This window comes from bacterium 336/3 (assembly GCA_001281695.1).
GTDB lineage: Bacteria > Bacteroidota > Bacteroidia > Cytophagales > Thermonemataceae > Raineya.
In genome coordinates this window covers 2,538,884-2,554,603 of the sequence record LJIE01000001.1, presented here as the reverse complement: position 1 = coordinate 2,554,603, position 15,720 = coordinate 2,538,884, and the positions used below count along the sequence as shown (strand labels likewise).

Below are 15,720 nucleotides of genomic sequence, written 5' to 3'. Positions count from 1 at the left end.
TTTTGTTTAATGATGTTTCAAAGTAAAGTCAAAATAAGTTATTTTGAGAAACTTGTTTTATGAGTACCAGTTTTAAGTATATGAAAGAAACAGTTTATTTGATAAACGAATATGTTTACAAAAGCTGAAGAGAGTAATGAATCTCACTTATAAAAAATATCAGTATATGGATAAAATTGAGCATTTTTAAAATATTTTTTAAAATTTTATATAAAAAATTTGGATTAGATTTAAAAATGTTCCTACATTTGTGCATCGTTCATTTACATAAGATACTTATCCAGAAAGACAGAGGGAATTGACCCTATGAAGTCTTGACAACCTCCACATACCACGTGTATGTGAAAGGTGCCAAATTCAACTCAAAGTAATTTGAGGAAGATAAGTTAGAAAATAGCACTTTAATCATTCGCGATACATTAAATGCTCTTCTGACTTGTCTGAAGAGCATTTTTTTATGCCCTTCAGCAAGAAAGTACTCTACCTGCTCTGGATAAGATATTTTGTAAAAACAACAAATATGTATCACCCCAAAAACGTCTAGAGCAATGCAAGAGCAAACTAAAATATTACATCATATCCCTGTTGATAAATTAACTGGTGCGATTTCTGTACCTATCTATCAAACATCTACATTTGTCCAAGAAGAGCCTGGTGTGCATAAAGGTTTTGATTATGCACGAAGCAATAATCCAACACGTAAAGCTCTTGAAGATTTAATTGCCGTTTTAGAGCATGGAAGTAATGGATACGCCTTTGCTAGCGGACTTGCAGCCATTGATGCTGTTGTGAAACTTCTAAAATCAGGTGATGAAATACTCGCTGTGGATGATATCTATGGAGGGGCTTTTAGACTCTTTACACATATTTATCAAAAATTTGGTATCAAAGTCAATTATGTAGATACTTCGAATATCAAAAAAGTAGAGGAAGCCATTACACCACAAACCAAACTCATTTGGTTAGAAAGCCCTACCAATCCTACGCTTAAAATCTCCGATATAGAAGCCATTGCAAAGATAGCAAAATCTAAACATTGTTTACTCTGTGTAGATAACACGTTTGCTTCGCCTGCTTCTCAAAAACCTCTCGAATTGGGGGCTGATATTGTGGTACACAGTGCTACCAAATATCTTTCTGGGCACAGCGATTTAATTGCAGGACTTGTGGTAACCAAAACAACAGAACTAGGCGAAAAAATTAAATTCATCCAAAATGCATCAGGAGCTATTTTAGCACCTTTCGATAGCTGGCTTGTGATTAGAGGTATAGAAACTCTGCAATTGCGTGTACGTCAGCATTCAGAAAATGCCCAAGCCATTGCCGAATTTTTATTAAAACAAGATATCGTACAAAATGTTTATTATCCAGGGCTTGTTTCGCATCATAATCATGCTGTAGCTAAAAAACAACAAAAGTATTTTGGTGGGGTAGTAGCCTTCGATTTGACTATTGATGATAAAGAAATTGCTTCTAAAATTGTTTCTTCTACCACCTATTTTAAGCTTGCTGAAAGTCTTGGAGGTGTGAAAAGTTTGATTTGTTTGCCTTGTGAAATGACACATAAATCTATTCCTTCAGAAATTCGTTATCAGGCAGGTGTAAAGGATAGTCTGATACGCCTTTCAGTAGGTTTAGAAGACGCAGAAGATCTTATCACAGATTTAGGACAAGTCTTAGGAGCTATTAAAACAAGTTTTATTCATACAGTTTAACCTTAAACCCAAACAAAAAAATCATCATGAGTAGAAAAACATTGAATATCGGATTATTTGGTTTTGGCTGTGTAGGATACGGTTTACACCAAGTTTTAGAACAAACCAAGGGCTTAAAAGCTCATGTTAAAACAATTTGTGTAAAAAATAAAGATAAAAAGAGACAAATTGATGAAGAAAACTTCACCTATGATAAAAATGATATACTCAATGACCCCAGTATCAATGTTGTTGTAGAACTGATTGATGATGCTAATGCTGCGTTTGAGATTGTAAAAGAAGCTCTTCAAAAAAAGAAAGCAGTTGTGACAGCCAATAAAAAAATGATTGCAGAGCATTTCACAGAATTGTTGGAGTTACAGAGAAAATATGAAGTTCCATTGTTATATGAAGCGGCTTGCTGTGCAAGTATTCCAATTATCAGAAATTTGGAAGAATATTATGATAATGACTTATTAGAATCATTTGAAGGAATTGTGAATGGTTCAACAAATTATATTCTTACCCAAACCTCTGTAAAAAATATCTCTTATGCAGAAGCTCTTAAAGAAGCTCAGGAAAAGGGATATGCAGAAAGTGACCCTACACTTGATACGGGAGGTTTTGATGCTAAATACAAGTTATTAATTCTGATTGTTCATGCCTTTGGGATAGTGGTGAAACCTGCTGATATTTTTAATTTGGGGATAGATCATATCAGTGATATTGAGCTTGCTTATGCTCGAGAGAAAAGTCTTAAAATTAAATTGGTGGCTCAGGCATTCAAAAATGCCCAAGGTGAAGTATCTTGTTTTGTGATACCTAAATTTGTAGATACTCAAAGCAGATTATACAATGTAGATGATGTTTACAATGGTGTAATTACTAAAACGACATTTGCAGATACACATTTCTTTTTAGGAAAAGGGGCAGGGGCATATCCTACAGCATCTGCTGTACTTTCTGATATTTCTGCTCTTACTTATGATTACCAGTATGAGTATAAAAAACTAAATCAACATGAAGATTTAAAATTAAATCAAGATATTTTATTAAAAGTTCTTCTCAGACATACCAAAGAAGATACACAAGTATATCCTCCATATTTTGAGGAAATATCAGAATCTTATCTCAATCAACATTCTGGATTTATTATAGGAATCATTTCTCTAAATAATCTAAAAACTATATCAGAGAAAAAATTCTTAAAACATTCTTTTATCTTATTTGAACCCGTTACAGAAGAAATCAAACAGATTGCTCCTATAGAGTTAGCAATCTTGTCATAAAGAAGGCTAATTTTAGTCTTTTTTATGACAAATAAGGGATTTTTAAAAATCCCTATCATTTTTTATCAAAATATATTACTTTTGATACGTCATAAAATCTATACATAATTTTTATTATGTTAAGTGTAAAAATATAAATATGTCAAAATTCAAATTTGCTAAAGATTCTTTTACCACCATGACAGAAATGGTGCTTCCCAACGATACGAATACACTTAGTAATCTGATGGGTGGTCGTTTGATGTATTTTATGGATGTCGTATCAGCTATTGCTGCTCTTAAGCATTGTAATAGGGTAGTTGTAACAGCTTCTGTTGACAATATTTCTTTTAGAGAGCCTATCCCTTTGGGAAGTGTTGTAACGCTACAAGCCAAAGTTACAAGGGCTTTCAACTCTTCGATGGAGGTGCATATTGAAGTATTTGCAGAAAATCCTGTCAAACAAACCAAGATTAAAACCAACAGTGCTTTTTTTACTTTTGTAGCCGTTGATCAAGTAGGGAATCCCATCAATGTTCCTGAACTTATGCCTGAAACGGAAGAAGAAAAATCCATGTATGAAGGAGCTATGAGAAGAAGGCAACTACGACTGATTCTATCTGGAAAAATGAAACCAGAAGAAGCTGGCGAATTGAAAGCCTTGTTTACAACTGAATCTATTGAAAGTAAAGAACTCAAAAATAAAAAATAGAAAAAGCCTCACAACACTTGTGAGGCTTTTTTGTTTATGATTAAAAAGGATAACCAATGCCTAAATTTAAGACGGCAGCATTTTCGCCTCCAAATAGATTTTTAAGCCTTACCTCATCCAAAACAAATCTTTCATTTTTTGGTTTAGCGGGGTCTAGAACTCTTAACCCTAAATCCAAACGAATTAAGAGGAATGAAAAGTCGAATCTAAAACCAGCACCTGTAGCCACTGCAAATTGTTCATAAAACTTATTTGAGAACCCTCCATCTTTAAAGTTCTTATCTTCAAGTGTCCAAATATTTCCAGCATCTACAAAAAATCCCATATTGAGTACACTCCAAACCTTAAATCTGAATTCAGTATTTGCTTCAAGAATGATATTTCCCTGTTTTTCCACATTAGCCAAGGAATCGGGTGTTTGGAAACCTCCAGGTCCGAGTCTTCTTTGTATCCAGCCACGCATGGTGTTTCCTCCAGAAAAAAAGAATTTTTCATAAGGCAATATTTCTGATGTCCCATAAGGTAAAGCCAAACCTGTAAATAGGCGATATGCCATTTTAGTGCTCTTACTCTTAGATAAAGGCTGGTAAAATCTAAATTCATTGGAAAATCGCATGAATTTAAAATATTGTAAACCTAATATTTTATCATCCTTTAAACTCTTATTAAACAAATTCAGTAGTGTACCACCAAATTCTATGGAGGGTCTCCAGTATTTCTGAATGGTATTTTTTCTGTTATCAATATCGTTGTATTCATAATAAAAAGAAGAACTTGTAATCAGAGCATTTCTAAAACTCAATGTCAAATTATTGCCTTGTAGAGCAAAATCATCTAATAATTTTTTGAATTTATCATCTAAACGATAAGTATTGATGATATTGACATCAATGGGTGAAAATCCAAAATTTTTGAATGGAGGCTTATGCCAATTGTAAGTCATGGCTAAACGGAAATTTCTTCTGCCGTATTCAGGACGAGAAACAAAAGAAACACTAGCACTAATTCGTGTACTTGGATTTAACGCATTGATACTGGGTTTAAACTTGAATTTTCCAGGAAAAAAAAGGATAGGAGTGATGTATGTAGAACCAAACGTAAATTGCGTGGTTCTATAGACTTGCCCTAAATCTATAAAACTGGCTTGTCCATCAATAGAGAAAAGAAAATTAGTTTCTAAAATACCACAGCCACTAAAAATATTTCTAATTCCCAAAGAAGAATTTAAAAATGGACCAGGTACGTTTTGAGAAACAGTCATACCTATATCATTATTTAAAGCATATTTCTCGTAGGGTGTGGCAATAATAGATATATCTAAATCGCCTTGTTTGTTATCACGAGTCTGAATGCTTCTGAATTTAAAAAGGTTTAAACCTGCAAAATTTTGATTCGTTTTATCAAATTTGCTTTTTTGATAGGACATTCCTGAATGAAATAAAATTTTGTTGTACAAAATCTTTTGAGAATATCTACGCTCACCCATGAAAAATCTGACTTGTTCAGATTTATTGATTGGATAAATACTGTAACGAGCGTTGGTATCTACATTTTGGATATCTTCCTCTTTGATGATAAAAGAAACGCTCTTGATTTGATACTGAATATGTTCACCTCGTATGTTATCTAAATAAATTTGTGTGTTGGGGCTACCTATTCCATTTTGACTTTTAGTTGTGTCTTTCTTTTGTGGATTATTAATGATAAAACGAACATGAGATATATTACTACTCTTGATTTGTACATCTGCATCTTGAGTAGATCCTACGGATATAATTTCTGATTTTCTGATATTGGTATCTACTTGTATAATGATGTATTGCTTGTCAAAATGATAATAACCATTTTCTAAAAGTAACAACTCAATTCTATTTCGTTCCTCATCTATTTTGGAGCGTTCTAAAATTTGCCCAACTTTAATTTTACTCTCTGTATTTCTGATAAGAGAATCTATAACAAGATTTGTGGTTACATAATAAACACTATCTATTCTATGAGGCAACCCTTCTTTTATTTTGTATAGTACATTGACAGTCTTTACAGGCTTTTTACCAATTTTAAGTTGCACAGAATCTACTTCCACAGATACTTTGTTAGAAAGATATCCTTTAAAGAAAAGATACTTTTCCATTTCTCTTCTTGTTTTTTCTGTATTTTCCGAATCATAAATACTAAAAGGCTCACCTACTACACGCATCCAAAAATTACCTTTTTCCTTTTCTCTTTCTAAATTACTTATTTTCTTATCTCTTTTTTTTCTGATTTTATAATATTTTTTCTCTTCCTTCTTATTGTAAGTTCTCTGGAGTAGGGTATCATAATAGACCTTCGACTGATACAGTCTATAATCTATATACCCAATTTTATGAAGCTTTTTATTCAATTCTTTCTGTAATAAAAGCGAATCAGCAGGTTTTTCTTTGATGAGTTTTGTATATTCGAGCCTTGTTAAAGAATCTTGTAACTTTTGTTTCTCTAATTTCTGCTTACTTTTTTCATAAATAGAAGCATAAGGCATAAATTTGTAAAACTTTCTGTTTACACGTTGTCTATATAAAGCTTCGAGTTCGGCTACATCTATATTGTCATTTCCTTTGATAGTTTGTTTGTACAAAATATTTTTGTTAGGAATAAGTGATGAGCAAGAAGGTGCTAACGAAGCAGAAGCAACAAGTATTAGAATTTTAAATAAATAATTTGTTTTAAAACTCATAAAGGATGATTTCTAAAAAATGGCAAAAACTTGTAAAATCTTTGCAATATAAAAAATATCGTAAAGAAGAAGGTTTATTTTTTGTTGAAGGGGCAAAAAGTGTGCTGGAATTACTCCATTCCGATTTTAAAGTTGAAATACTTTTTGCAACAACTCATTTTCTAGAAAGAAACAAAATACCCTCCAATATACTCACTGAAATTGCAACAGAACAAGAACTTGTAGATATCGGAACGCTACAAAGCAACCAAGATTGTCTTGCGGTAGCACATCAAAAGGAAAATAAATTCATATTTCCTGAAAAAGAAGAATTATTGCTGATGCTCGATAATATTCAAGACCCTGGCAATATGGGTACCATTATCAGGATTTGTGATTGGTATGGTGTAAAAAAAGTTGTTGCAAGCAACCAAACAGTTGATTTATACAACCCTAAAGTGATAAATTCTTCGATGGGTAGTTTTTTAAGAGTCAGTATTTTTTATACAGATTTGAAAGAATACTTATCTAAACAACAAAATACTCCCATTTATGGCACATTACTTGAAGGAGAAAATATTCATACGACACCTTTATCTAAAAATGGTATTTTGATAGTGGGCAATGAAGCAAATGGAATAAGCGAAGAGCTTATCCCATTTATCAAACAAAAAATTACAATTCCTAGATTTGGCGGAGCGGAGTCTTTGAATGTTGCCATAGCCACAGCAGTTGCATTAGACAACTTTATGAGAAAATAATTTCAATCTACTTGATGACCTGCTTCTCGTACTAATCTTTCTGAAAAATCTTTTCCTAAATATTTTTGAATTGCACCATGAATCATATATAGTAATGGAATCATGATAATGGCAATTACAAATTTATAAATATAGTTCATAATACCAACAGATACAATTTCGGCAATAGACCATGGAGGATAGAAAGCTATAATCAAAACGATAAAACTATCTATCAACTGGGAAACCAAGGTAGAAGTTGTAGCTCTCAACCAAATATTTTTACTACCCGTAATCTTACGAAGCTTTTGAAACACATAAGCATCTAAAATTTGTGCTACTAAAAATGCTACCAGTGAGCCAATAATAATCCTCTCACTTTGGCTAAATATTTTTTGAAATGCAAAATTGACATTGAAAACTTGGTTGTTATTATCAACAGCATTATATTTTAACCAAGAATCAGCAGGAGCTAGATAAATAGAAATGGCAATAGTTATAAATGAATACAATATAAGACCTGCTGTAATGAAGCTAATTTTTCTAACACCTTTGATTCCAAAATATTCGTTGATAATATCAGAACATACAAACACTACAGGCCATAAAATGACTCCAGCTGTCAAATTGAAATCTAATAAAAAATCTGCGAACAAACGTATTTGAGCAGGAGCAAAGCCTACAGTTTTTTCTAAAGAAAAGATTTTTGTTCCAATCATTTCTGCAACCAAAGCGTTGGTAATCACAACTGCCCCTAAAAAGAAATATAAATTTTGTTTTTTTCGATGATATAAAGTTTCAATGTTCATAAATCATTAAATATAGTTTATAGTATCAACTTTTTATTTGATATTAAATAATTTGAAATAAAAAACCTGACTGATAAAGTCAGTCAGGAAATAACTATTGTTATAAATAAAATGTTTGATTTATTCAACTATTTCATCATCAGTACCAAATTCTTTCTCCAATTCTTTCATAAATATAGCATCAATGGCTTCTTCTTCAGTAGGGAGTAGGTCAAGAATTTTATCTAATTGGGAAATCTTTACAAGTTTCATTACATGTTCACTTGTACCACAAAGAATCATAATGCCATTTGATTCCAAAGAAACCTTATGAGCAACTAAAATAGCACTTAGTCCTGAAGAGTCAATGTATTTTACTTCGCTAATATTGAGAATAAGGTTTTTAGGATACTCTGGGTGATCTTTGAATGATAGAAACATTTGTTTCAATTCTAAAGCATTGGAGGCATCTATTTTGTTTACTAATATTTTTAGTAATATGTATTTATCCTCTTGTTTCAACTCAAATAAGTTATTTTTCATTGTGCTTCTATTTTTATGTTAAATATTTTAGTAAAGCTTCTTTAATACTGTTTTCTGTATTCTGAGACAATGATGTAAATGATTTTCCTGTAATTTTTTCGTATAATTCTATATATCTTTTGGAAATTCCATTTACGACTTCTTCTGTCATTTCAGGTATTATTTGTCCATCTTTACCCTGAAAACCATTTTCAATGAGCCATTGTCTTACAAATTCTTTAGATAATTGACGTTGAGGTAAGCCTTTATTCTGATTTTCCTGATAGTTTTCTCCATAGAAGTATCGAGAGGAGTCAGGTGTATGAATTTCGTCTATCAAATATATTTTACCTTCATATAAGCCAAACTCATACTTGGTATCTACAAGTATCAATCCACGTTCTTTTGCCATTTCTGAGCCTTTTTTGTACAAGGCATGGGTATATTGCTCTAATTGCTCATAAAGTTCTTTAGAAACGATTCCTTTGGCTATGATGTCTTCTCTACTGATGTCTTCATCATGTCCCTCTTTGGCTTTGGTTGTAGGGGTAATGATAGGCGTAGGGAATGGGTCATTTTCTTTCATATTTTCAGGCATCAAAACGCCACAAAGCATTCTTTTGCCTTGAGCATATTCTCTGTAAGCATGCCCAGTCAGATAGCCTCTAATCACCATTTCTACTGCAAATGGCTGACATTGTTTGCCAATTGTAATATTGGGGTGTGGACTGTCTTCTGCCCAATTGGGAATGATATCTTGAGTAGCTTGTAAAAAATGCCAAGCAATTTGATTAAGAATTTGTCCTTTGTGGGGGATTGGTTCAGGTAAAATCACATCAAATGCTGAAATACGGTCAGTAACTACTACTGCCATCTTATTACCTTCTAAATAATATACATCTCTGACTTTTCCTTTATAAAAGCCTGTTTGTTTGGGTAAATTGAAATGAGTTCCTTGTATAGCCATTATTGCGAAGTATTTTTGCCCAAATCTAAAACTTTTTTATTTCTTCTTTGCCGTTTTCATCATAAAAATACCAATTTCCTACTCTATTACCTTCTTTATAGTTTCCTTTTGCTTTTATTTTACCATTTTCGTAGTATGTTTCCGATTTTCCATCCAAAACACCTTTTTTGTAGGAATCTACACTTCTTACTATTTTCTTAGGGAGATAGAAGGTTTTGCTTGTACCATCTTTCTTACCACTCTTATAATAGGTTTCATCCCAATAAATTTCTCGACCTTTTGGAATGCTTTTTACAAGACCTTCAAGTTGATTATTAATAAAATTAGCCTCATAAAGAATTTCTCCTGACTCACTGTAACCTACAATAGTTCTATTACGTTCTTGATTGCTATATGTTGTAGTTTTAGCCACTTTTTTATTGGAGGAATCATGATATTCTGTTTCTGTGTTTATTCTATAGCCTTTATCGTAGGTGGCTTGATAAATAAGTTCTTTGGTATCTTTATTCCATTGTTTGGCTGCACCATTGAGCATCCCATTCATATAATAAACTTCTTTGATTAAAACACCATTTTCTGCAAAGATTTGCTCTTTACCATCCTTGGCATTGTTCTTCATGGAATAAATGGTTTTAACAGGCAGGGAAGGGGCATCATAGTATTCTTTGGTAAGACCAGCCTGAACGCCCTTGGCGTAGGTTTCTTCAGACATTAAGTTTCCATTTTCGTAATAGGTTTTGATAATTCCTTCTGGCTGACCTTCTTTGAAAAATGCTTCTTTGTATAACTGTCCAGAAATATAATACTCTTTTACTATGCCATCTAAATTTCCGTTTATAAAATTACCTGAACGGTGGAGTTTACCATTGGGATGATAGATGAGGAGTGAACCTATCAATTCATCATTTTTGAATGTGGCTTTTTGTAGTGTGTCGCCTTTGATTCCGAAGGCAAACATTTGACCATTTTTTACATTATTTTCATAAAAAACTTGCGATTTGATACATTTTTTACCTGTAATTAAAGTATCGTAATATTCTCTAAACCAGTCATTTTTCTTGTTTTCTTTATACAAACCCTCTAAGGCAAGTCTGCCAGAAGGGTAAAAGCTTTTATAGATCCCATTTTTCTCCCAACCAGAATCTCCCAAGTCCATCATGTATTCTTCTCGCAACTTTTTTTCTTGTTCGTCATAGAAAGTTTTCATGATTTTTCCTTGGGTAAAACCTGATAAACCTGAGATACAAAATATGAGACTCAAAGATAATTTTTGAAGGAGTTTCATGTTGATAGGGAAGTAATTTAAAATACTACTTAACATAATATATATTATATAACTTTTGTTATTTTATTAAAAATGAATTATTTAGATAATTATAGAATTTTTTAAACTTCTTTTTTACCACTTAAAAGATTCAAATGTTTCAAAAGTTTTATCTGTATAAAACACCACAATTTTCTCAATATCTTTTTTTACGTTCTTCTTATTTTCTTTATCAAAAGTTGTGCTGTTTTCAGAATCTTCTTCAATTTCTTGTTCGCTCTTAGAGTTGTTCCAATTCAGTAACGGCTCTCCCAATCCGCTTAAAAGCCAATTGATATTGACTTCAGGGTAACGAATCACTATTTTGTGTAAAAAATCTAGCCCAGGTTTGTTTCTACCAGCAATAATATGCGACATATTGGGGCGTTGAACACCAATTTCATCGGCAAATTTGGACGGTTGTAGCTCTTTTAAATCTATAATAATTTTAATACGCTCAGAAAGCTCATTCTCTTTGTTTTCTTCTACAGATGATTCAATTTTCAATTCTTCTTGTTCCATGTTTTAACTTGTTTTTATACTATTTACAAATGTAAACTATTTTAACCTTTTTTCAAAATATAACTTTTCCACTATTTACAAATGTAAACTAGTGTTTTACTAAATAATAAAGTATTTACAATCAATAATTTAACAAAATATTTAGTTTTAGTACGCAAATGTAAATTTTGTATTAATTTTAATACTAATTTAATTAGTAAAACATAATACTTTCAAAGGCTCAAAATAATGCAATTCTTACACCTCCAATTTTGAGTCGTTTTTATGAGTTTTTTTGTATTTTTACAAATATAAACCTTTCTAAAGATTTGAACTTTTTAAACATCTGCTTATTTTTGAAAAATTAAAAAATATAAACATTTTCTACTCTTATATGAAAAACATCGCTGTTATTGGTTCTGGTACTATGGGTAATGGAATTGCCCACGTTTTTGCTCAATATGGTTACGAAGTATCTCTGATTGATATTTCTCAGGCTGCTCTTGATAAAGGTTTACAAACTATCTCTGGAAACTTAGACCGACAAGTGAAGAAAGGAACACTTACTGAAGCACAGAAAGCTGAAACTCTTGCTCGCCTCCACCCTTTTACTTCTCTTGCTGATGGCGTGAAAAATGCTGATTTGGTGGTAGAGGCTGCTACAGAGAACATAGATTTAAAACTCAAGATATTTGCTGATATGGATGCAAATACTCGTCCTGATACGATTTTAGCGACCAATACATCTTCTATCTCTATCACTAAAATTGCCTCTGTTACCAAACGTCCTGAAAAAGTAATTGGTATGCACTTTATGAATCCTGTGCCTGTGATGAAACTGGTAGAGATGATTCGTGGATATTTAACATCTGACGAAACGACACAGGCAATTACAGAATTAACTAAGAAAATAGATAAAGTACCCGTAGAAGTAAACGATTACCCTGGCTTTGTGGCAAACAGAATTTTAATGCCTATGATTAATGAAGCTATTTATACGCTTTACGAAGGTGTGGCTGGGGTATCTGAAATTGATGAAGTCATGAAACTAGGAATGGCTCATCCGATGGGACCACTCCAACTGGCAGACTTCATTGGGTTGGATGTATGCCTTGCAATTTTGAACGTTTTATATATTGGTTTTGGAAATCCTAAGTACGCCCCTTGCCCACTCCTTGTGAATATGGTACAAGCTGGACACAAAGGAGCCAAATCAGGACAAGGCTTTTACGATTGGGCAAATCCTAAAGAGTTAAAAGTAGCTAAACAATTTACCAAATAATTGTGAACCTGTATAATTAACAAAGTTCTTTCACGTGAAACAATTTTCTTATGTGGAATTAGGAGTATTTGCTAAAGGCATTGCTAAACCTAATTCCACTATATGTTACTAATAAACTATGAAAATATCCTCTTTCTTACTTTATAATTTCTTTCTGTGTTGGGGATGCTCAGAACCTTCACCCATATCTTCCTCTATCCAAAAGGAAGAGAAAATAGAAATACAAATTGATTATGCCCTACCTTCCTCTTCTAAGTGGCATGGAATTATCACTTCAGATAGTGGGCTGGTAATACAAAAGGGAGAGAAAGAAACATTTCTCAGGCTTTCTAAAAAACAATTAGATTCTATTGCTACACTGACAGAACAGTTTTATCAATCTTCCTATCATGAAAACCCTTCTGTTTCTTTACAGGAATATTACTATATTCATAATGATTCTGTTCGAAATATATTATCAGTTCCTTTGAAAGAAGAAATTATATATATTCCTAAAAGACTTTTGGATAGAATTTCTATTTCAAGACAATACAATAGCTTTCAATGGACGGTATCCTACCTTTATACACCCAAATTAAGAATACAGTATCAATATATACGAAATTTGTTATGGTATATCGATTTTCTTGTAAAATAGCTTGTTACTTCACGATATTTATCTTGGGATATTGTAAGAAATTAGATATTCCTTCAGGGTACTCTTCCAATGTTGATATTTCGGATTTTCAAAGGCTTATCATTCGCATACCAGAGAATTATATATTTGAAATAATGCGACAAAATCCTATAAATACCTTTAAGCAACATCATTTTTTTTATAGAGATAGATATACAGAAATTTATATTTCTCTTAACGACCTCAAGGAAATCCTGCAGTTAGTTATGAGCCTTGGAAAGCATATAGATATGACTCATTTGAATCAGATGACAAAACACTGTGAAGAAAAAGAAGCTCGTTATACTTGTTCAGCTTTTAGAGGTTATGCTTTTATTCGTTTATATACCAAAAACTTTTATATCAATTATGATTGGAATTGTTTGGATATAAATTCCCTACAACCCAATGAGAAAGTGTATTTCGAGAAGCTTCTTCGGGTTATACATAAGATACAGGCAGAAAATGAGGTGATGCGTCAAAATTTATCAGAAATAAATCATCCAATACATAAAAATTGAAACATATCATCCTTTAAATACCTTCGGCATCATCATATCTGCTGGGCTGATGGTGTATGTGAGGTGTGGATACACAAAATCGGTAGAATTATTTTCTTGTCCACGAAGCAGAAAAAAGGCTTTTCTTTCTTCTTCTTGAGCCAGTGTCAATAATTCTCCATTTTCAAAATAAGGCAGATTTTCCTTAAACTCAATAAACGTTTTGGAGAGTCTGAACGTAACGCCCAGCCATCTGTTTTCAATTGTGCCACCTTTTATGCTTTGAGAAGGATTTGATGTGATTTTATGTTGAAACTGTGTATTGGTGGCTAACGAGAATAAAACAACAGAATTGTTTTCTAAAACTAATTCAAATTCTTCTTGTGTTGTTTTATGGATGACTTGGAGTTTTCTTACCACATTCTTTGTAATATCATTTGGCTTTTCATAACACGAAAAAAGGGCAATATAAGAGTTTTCAGCCAAATCTAATGCTTGGTCTGAATGGTATTTCATCTTAAAATAACTACTTTCATAAATTTCTATCAGGGCATTGTTGAAATGCAGGGATATATCCCCTATTTCCTCCATAGCTTTGTTTCGGATACTCTCTACAAGGCTATGGTGTATTTCTGAAAATTTACAGGCTGGTGTATTATACAAAGTGGTTGTTCGGACAATGGGAATACCCCGTTCTCCGCAATCAACCAGATGATTGCCCTTTCTGCCTTTTCCTACATCTTCCAATTCCACAGAATCAGAAAGCCTTTGGAATAAGTCCGTTTCTAAAGGCAATATCCACTGATAAAAACCCTGATGTTCCATATTAGTAAATGGGTTTCTGATAATCCCCAGAATTCATGCTAAAATCAATTTTACCATATTCAACAGCATCTTCCGATATGTTTTCTATTCTGTAGGTTTCTTTCAGATGAGCCATTCCTTCCTGTTGCATGGCTTGCAGTTTGATAAGCTCTCCATTCTCCTTGATATACACTTCATTATTCATAAATACAGCCTCTTTATTGGAACACCGAGCCACATATCCCATTCGGGTGGGGATTTTGTCTATATTCAAAATAGAAGGCTTTATTTCGTGGGTGTATAATCTGTTGGTAGAAAGTGGAATAAAAAAAACAGAATTAGGATAGAGTGTTACTGTAAACTCTTTAGCTAACGTTTCATCTTTTACCGAATTCTTCAGTTTGAAATGAAGTGTTGTAAGCCCACTAATCTTTCCCAAAACCCAGTCGTATCTGTCAGTTTCTGAAGGTTTGAGGTGCTGAAAGCCTGTTTTTTCATAAAATGTACAAAAAGCTATCAACCCTTCTGAAGGCATGTCCTTTGTTTTGTCAGAATGTGCCTTAATTTTAGCCTTTTTCTCTTTTGAGTTGTCTTCCTTCTTGTTTTCATAAATCTGAGCTAATACGTGGTTTAAATGCGTTTTTTTCTCAAAAACATATTGAATAGCTTCATTCATAGAATTCATGATTCGCAGGTCTGTATCACGAAAGTTTTCTGTAGGTCCTGAAAAATTACTGGAGCATCTCAAAAGTCTGTAATGCAACAACTCATTTTGTTCGCTTGTGATTTCTTTCAATACTTCTGTTAGATAGATACCCTTTCTAAAAGCCATTCCAGGTTTGGTAGATTCAGTTAAATTCTGAAATTGATGTTCCAGTCTGATTTTATTAAAATGATCGTTCTCATCCTCAAAAAAACGTCTAAAAAAGACACCTGCATTACAGACCACAACAGGAACATTACCAATACTCACAAAATTTATATCCATCAAATCTTCAAAATGATAAGATATTTCCCTGATAATATAAAAAGGGACAGAAAGTTTAAAATCCTTGATTTTGGATATATCTCCGCAGGCATATATTTTCTTTTGTACCAAATCCCCCTGCATTTGCGAAGGGGATTCGATAACAGCTCCACAGAAATTTTCTATTAAATCAAGAAGTTCATGGCTCTTCTTTTCATTTCCTGATAAAACAATAAGAAGGTTTTTGTCTTTTGAAATAGCATTTTCTGTATTCATACTTTTTAGGATTATATTAAAACCTTATAGGTTCATTTTTTCTGGTTAA

The 15,720-nt window shown here is 32.5% G+C and carries 15 protein-coding genes; 7 read left to right on the top strand and 8 right to left on the bottom strand.

Going from position 1 to position 15,720, the window contains the following annotated elements; genetic code table 11:
- Positions 1-548: 548 nt before the first annotated feature.
- From AD998_11825 to AD998_11815, 3 genes are all read left to right on the top strand, one after another.
- Entirely contained in the window at positions 549-1,715 is a 1,167-nt protein-coding gene (locus AD998_11825; GenBank protein KOY86743.1) for a cystathionine beta-lyase, read from the top strand.
- 26 nt (positions 1,716-1,741) lie between these two features.
- Entirely contained in the window at positions 1,742-2,983 is a 1,242-nt protein-coding gene (locus tag AD998_11820) for a homoserine dehydrogenase (protein KOY86742.1), read from the top strand.
- Between the two features lie 139 nt (positions 2,984-3,122).
- Positions 3,123-3,674, top strand: coding sequence for a thioesterase (locus tag AD998_11815; GenBank protein KOY86741.1), 552 nt, complete (start codon positions 3,123-3,125; stop codon positions 3,672-3,674).
- A 40-nt stretch (positions 3,675-3,714) separates the two neighbouring features.
- Here AD998_11815 and AD998_11810 read toward each other — a convergent pair whose 3' ends face one another.
- Positions 3,715-6,387, bottom strand: coding sequence for a hypothetical protein (locus AD998_11810; GenBank protein KOY86740.1), 2,673 nt, complete (start codon positions 6,385-6,387; stop codon positions 3,715-3,717).
- Positions 6,388-6,392: 5 nt separating this feature from the next.
- Between AD998_11810 and AD998_11805 the strand changes: the two genes are divergently transcribed.
- Positions 6,393-7,127 carry an RNA methyltransferase gene (locus AD998_11805; protein KOY86739.1) on the top strand — a complete coding sequence of 245 codons (735 nt, stop codon included), beginning with the start codon at positions 6,393-6,395 and terminating at the stop codon, positions 7,125-7,127.
- Positions 7,128-7,129: 2 nt separating this feature from the next.
- On the opposite strand, the gene AD998_11800 is transcribed toward AD998_11805, so the two are convergent.
- The 5 genes from AD998_11800 to AD998_11780 form a co-directional block, all read right to left on the bottom strand.
- On the bottom strand, positions 7,130-7,915 hold the full coding sequence (locus AD998_11800; GenBank protein ID KOY86738.1) for a hypothetical protein: 786 nt from the start codon (positions 7,913-7,915) through the stop codon (positions 7,130-7,132).
- Between the two features lie 120 nt (positions 7,916-8,035).
- A complete protein-coding gene (locus AD998_11795) occupies positions 8,036-8,437 on the bottom strand; it encodes a hypothetical protein (GenBank protein ID KOY86737.1) in 402 nt (133 codons plus the stop codon).
- 13 nt (positions 8,438-8,450) lie between these two features.
- Positions 8,451-9,383, bottom strand: coding sequence for a phosphoribosylaminoimidazole-succinocarboxamide synthase (locus AD998_11790; GenBank protein KOY86736.1), 933 nt, complete (start codon positions 9,381-9,383; stop codon positions 8,451-8,453).
- A gap of 25 nt (positions 9,384-9,408) precedes the next feature.
- Positions 9,409-10,704, bottom strand: coding sequence for a hypothetical protein (locus tag AD998_11785; protein KOY86735.1), 1,296 nt, complete (start codon positions 10,702-10,704; stop codon positions 9,409-9,411).
- 78 nt (positions 10,705-10,782) lie between these two features.
- Complete coding sequence (locus AD998_11780) at positions 10,783-11,208, bottom strand: hypothetical protein (GenBank protein KOY86734.1); 426 nt, start codon at positions 11,206-11,208, stop codon at positions 10,783-10,785.
- Positions 11,209-11,581: 373 nt separating this feature from the next.
- Here AD998_11780 and AD998_11775 point away from each other — a divergent pair, with 373 nt between their 5' ends.
- The 3 genes from AD998_11775 to AD998_11765 all read left to right on the top strand — a co-directional run bounded on the left by AD998_11775 (position 11,582) and on the right by AD998_11765 (position 13,645).
- Positions 11,582-12,469, top strand: coding sequence for a 3-hydroxybutyryl-CoA dehydrogenase (locus tag AD998_11775; protein KOY86733.1), 888 nt, complete (start codon positions 11,582-11,584; stop codon positions 12,467-12,469).
- A gap of 118 nt (positions 12,470-12,587) precedes the next feature.
- Complete coding sequence (locus AD998_11770) at positions 12,588-13,106, top strand: hypothetical protein (protein ID KOY86732.1); 519 nt, start codon at positions 12,588-12,590, stop codon at positions 13,104-13,106.
- The gene (locus AD998_11765) at positions 13,079-13,645 is read left to right on the top strand and encodes a hypothetical protein (GenBank protein KOY86731.1); all 567 of its coding nucleotides are present in this window, start codon (positions 13,079-13,081) and stop codon (positions 13,643-13,645) included. Before AD998_11770 ends, AD998_11765 begins: the two co-directional genes overlap by 28 nt.
- A 6-nt stretch (positions 13,646-13,651) precedes the next feature.
- Here AD998_11765 and AD998_11760 read toward each other — a convergent pair whose 3' ends face one another.
- Together AD998_11760 and AD998_11755 are read right to left on the bottom strand one after the other, a co-directional pair.
- Positions 13,652-14,449 (bottom strand): hypothetical protein, encoded by a 798-nt coding sequence (locus tag AD998_11760; GenBank protein KOY86730.1) that lies wholly within the window; start codon positions 14,447-14,449, stop codon positions 13,652-13,654.
- 1 nt (position 14,450) lies between these two features.
- Complete coding sequence (locus AD998_11755; protein KOY88172.1) at positions 14,451-15,629, bottom strand: hypothetical protein; 1,179 nt, start codon at positions 15,627-15,629, stop codon at positions 14,451-14,453.
- Positions 15,630-15,720: the final 91 nt, after the last annotated feature.

Bases quoted from the DNA above. Each gene is read 5' to 3' on its own strand.
- AD998_11825 (KOY86743.1), top strand. From the start codon at position 549: ATGCAAGAGCAAACTAAAATATTACATCATATCCCTGTTGATAAATTA.
- AD998_11820 (KOY86742.1), top strand. From the start codon at position 1,742: ATGAGTAGAAAAACATTGAATATCGGATTATTTGGTTTTGGCTGTGTA.
- AD998_11815 (KOY86741.1), top strand. From the start codon at position 3,123: ATGTCAAAATTCAAATTTGCTAAAGATTCTTTTACCACCATGACAGAA.
- AD998_11810 (KOY86740.1), bottom strand. From the start codon at position 6,387: ATGAGTTTTAAAACAAATTATTTATTTAAAATTCTAATACTTGTTGCT.
- AD998_11805 (KOY86739.1), top strand. From the start codon at position 6,393: ATGATTTCTAAAAAATGGCAAAAACTTGTAAAATCTTTGCAATATAAA.
- AD998_11800 (KOY86738.1), bottom strand. From the start codon at position 7,915: ATGAACATTGAAACTTTATATCATCGAAAAAAACAAAATTTATATTTC.
- AD998_11795 (KOY86737.1), bottom strand. From the start codon at position 8,437: ATGAAAAATAACTTATTTGAGTTGAAACAAGAGGATAAATACATATTA.
- AD998_11790 (KOY86736.1), bottom strand. From the start codon at position 9,383: ATGGCTATACAAGGAACTCATTTCAATTTACCCAAACAAACAGGCTTT.
- AD998_11785 (KOY86735.1), bottom strand. From the start codon at position 10,704: ATGTTAAGTAGTATTTTAAATTACTTCCCTATCAACATGAAACTCCTT.
- AD998_11780 (KOY86734.1), bottom strand. From the start codon at position 11,208: ATGGAACAAGAAGAATTGAAAATTGAATCATCTGTAGAAGAAAACAAA.
- AD998_11775 (KOY86733.1), top strand. From the start codon at position 11,582: ATGAAAAACATCGCTGTTATTGGTTCTGGTACTATGGGTAATGGAATT.
- AD998_11770 (KOY86732.1), top strand. From the start codon at position 12,588: ATGAAAATATCCTCTTTCTTACTTTATAATTTCTTTCTGTGTTGGGGA.
- AD998_11765 (KOY86731.1), top strand. From the start codon at position 13,079: ATGGTATATCGATTTTCTTGTAAAATAGCTTGTTACTTCACGATATTT.
- AD998_11760 (KOY86730.1), bottom strand. From the start codon at position 14,449: ATGGAACATCAGGGTTTTTATCAGTGGATATTGCCTTTAGAAACGGAC.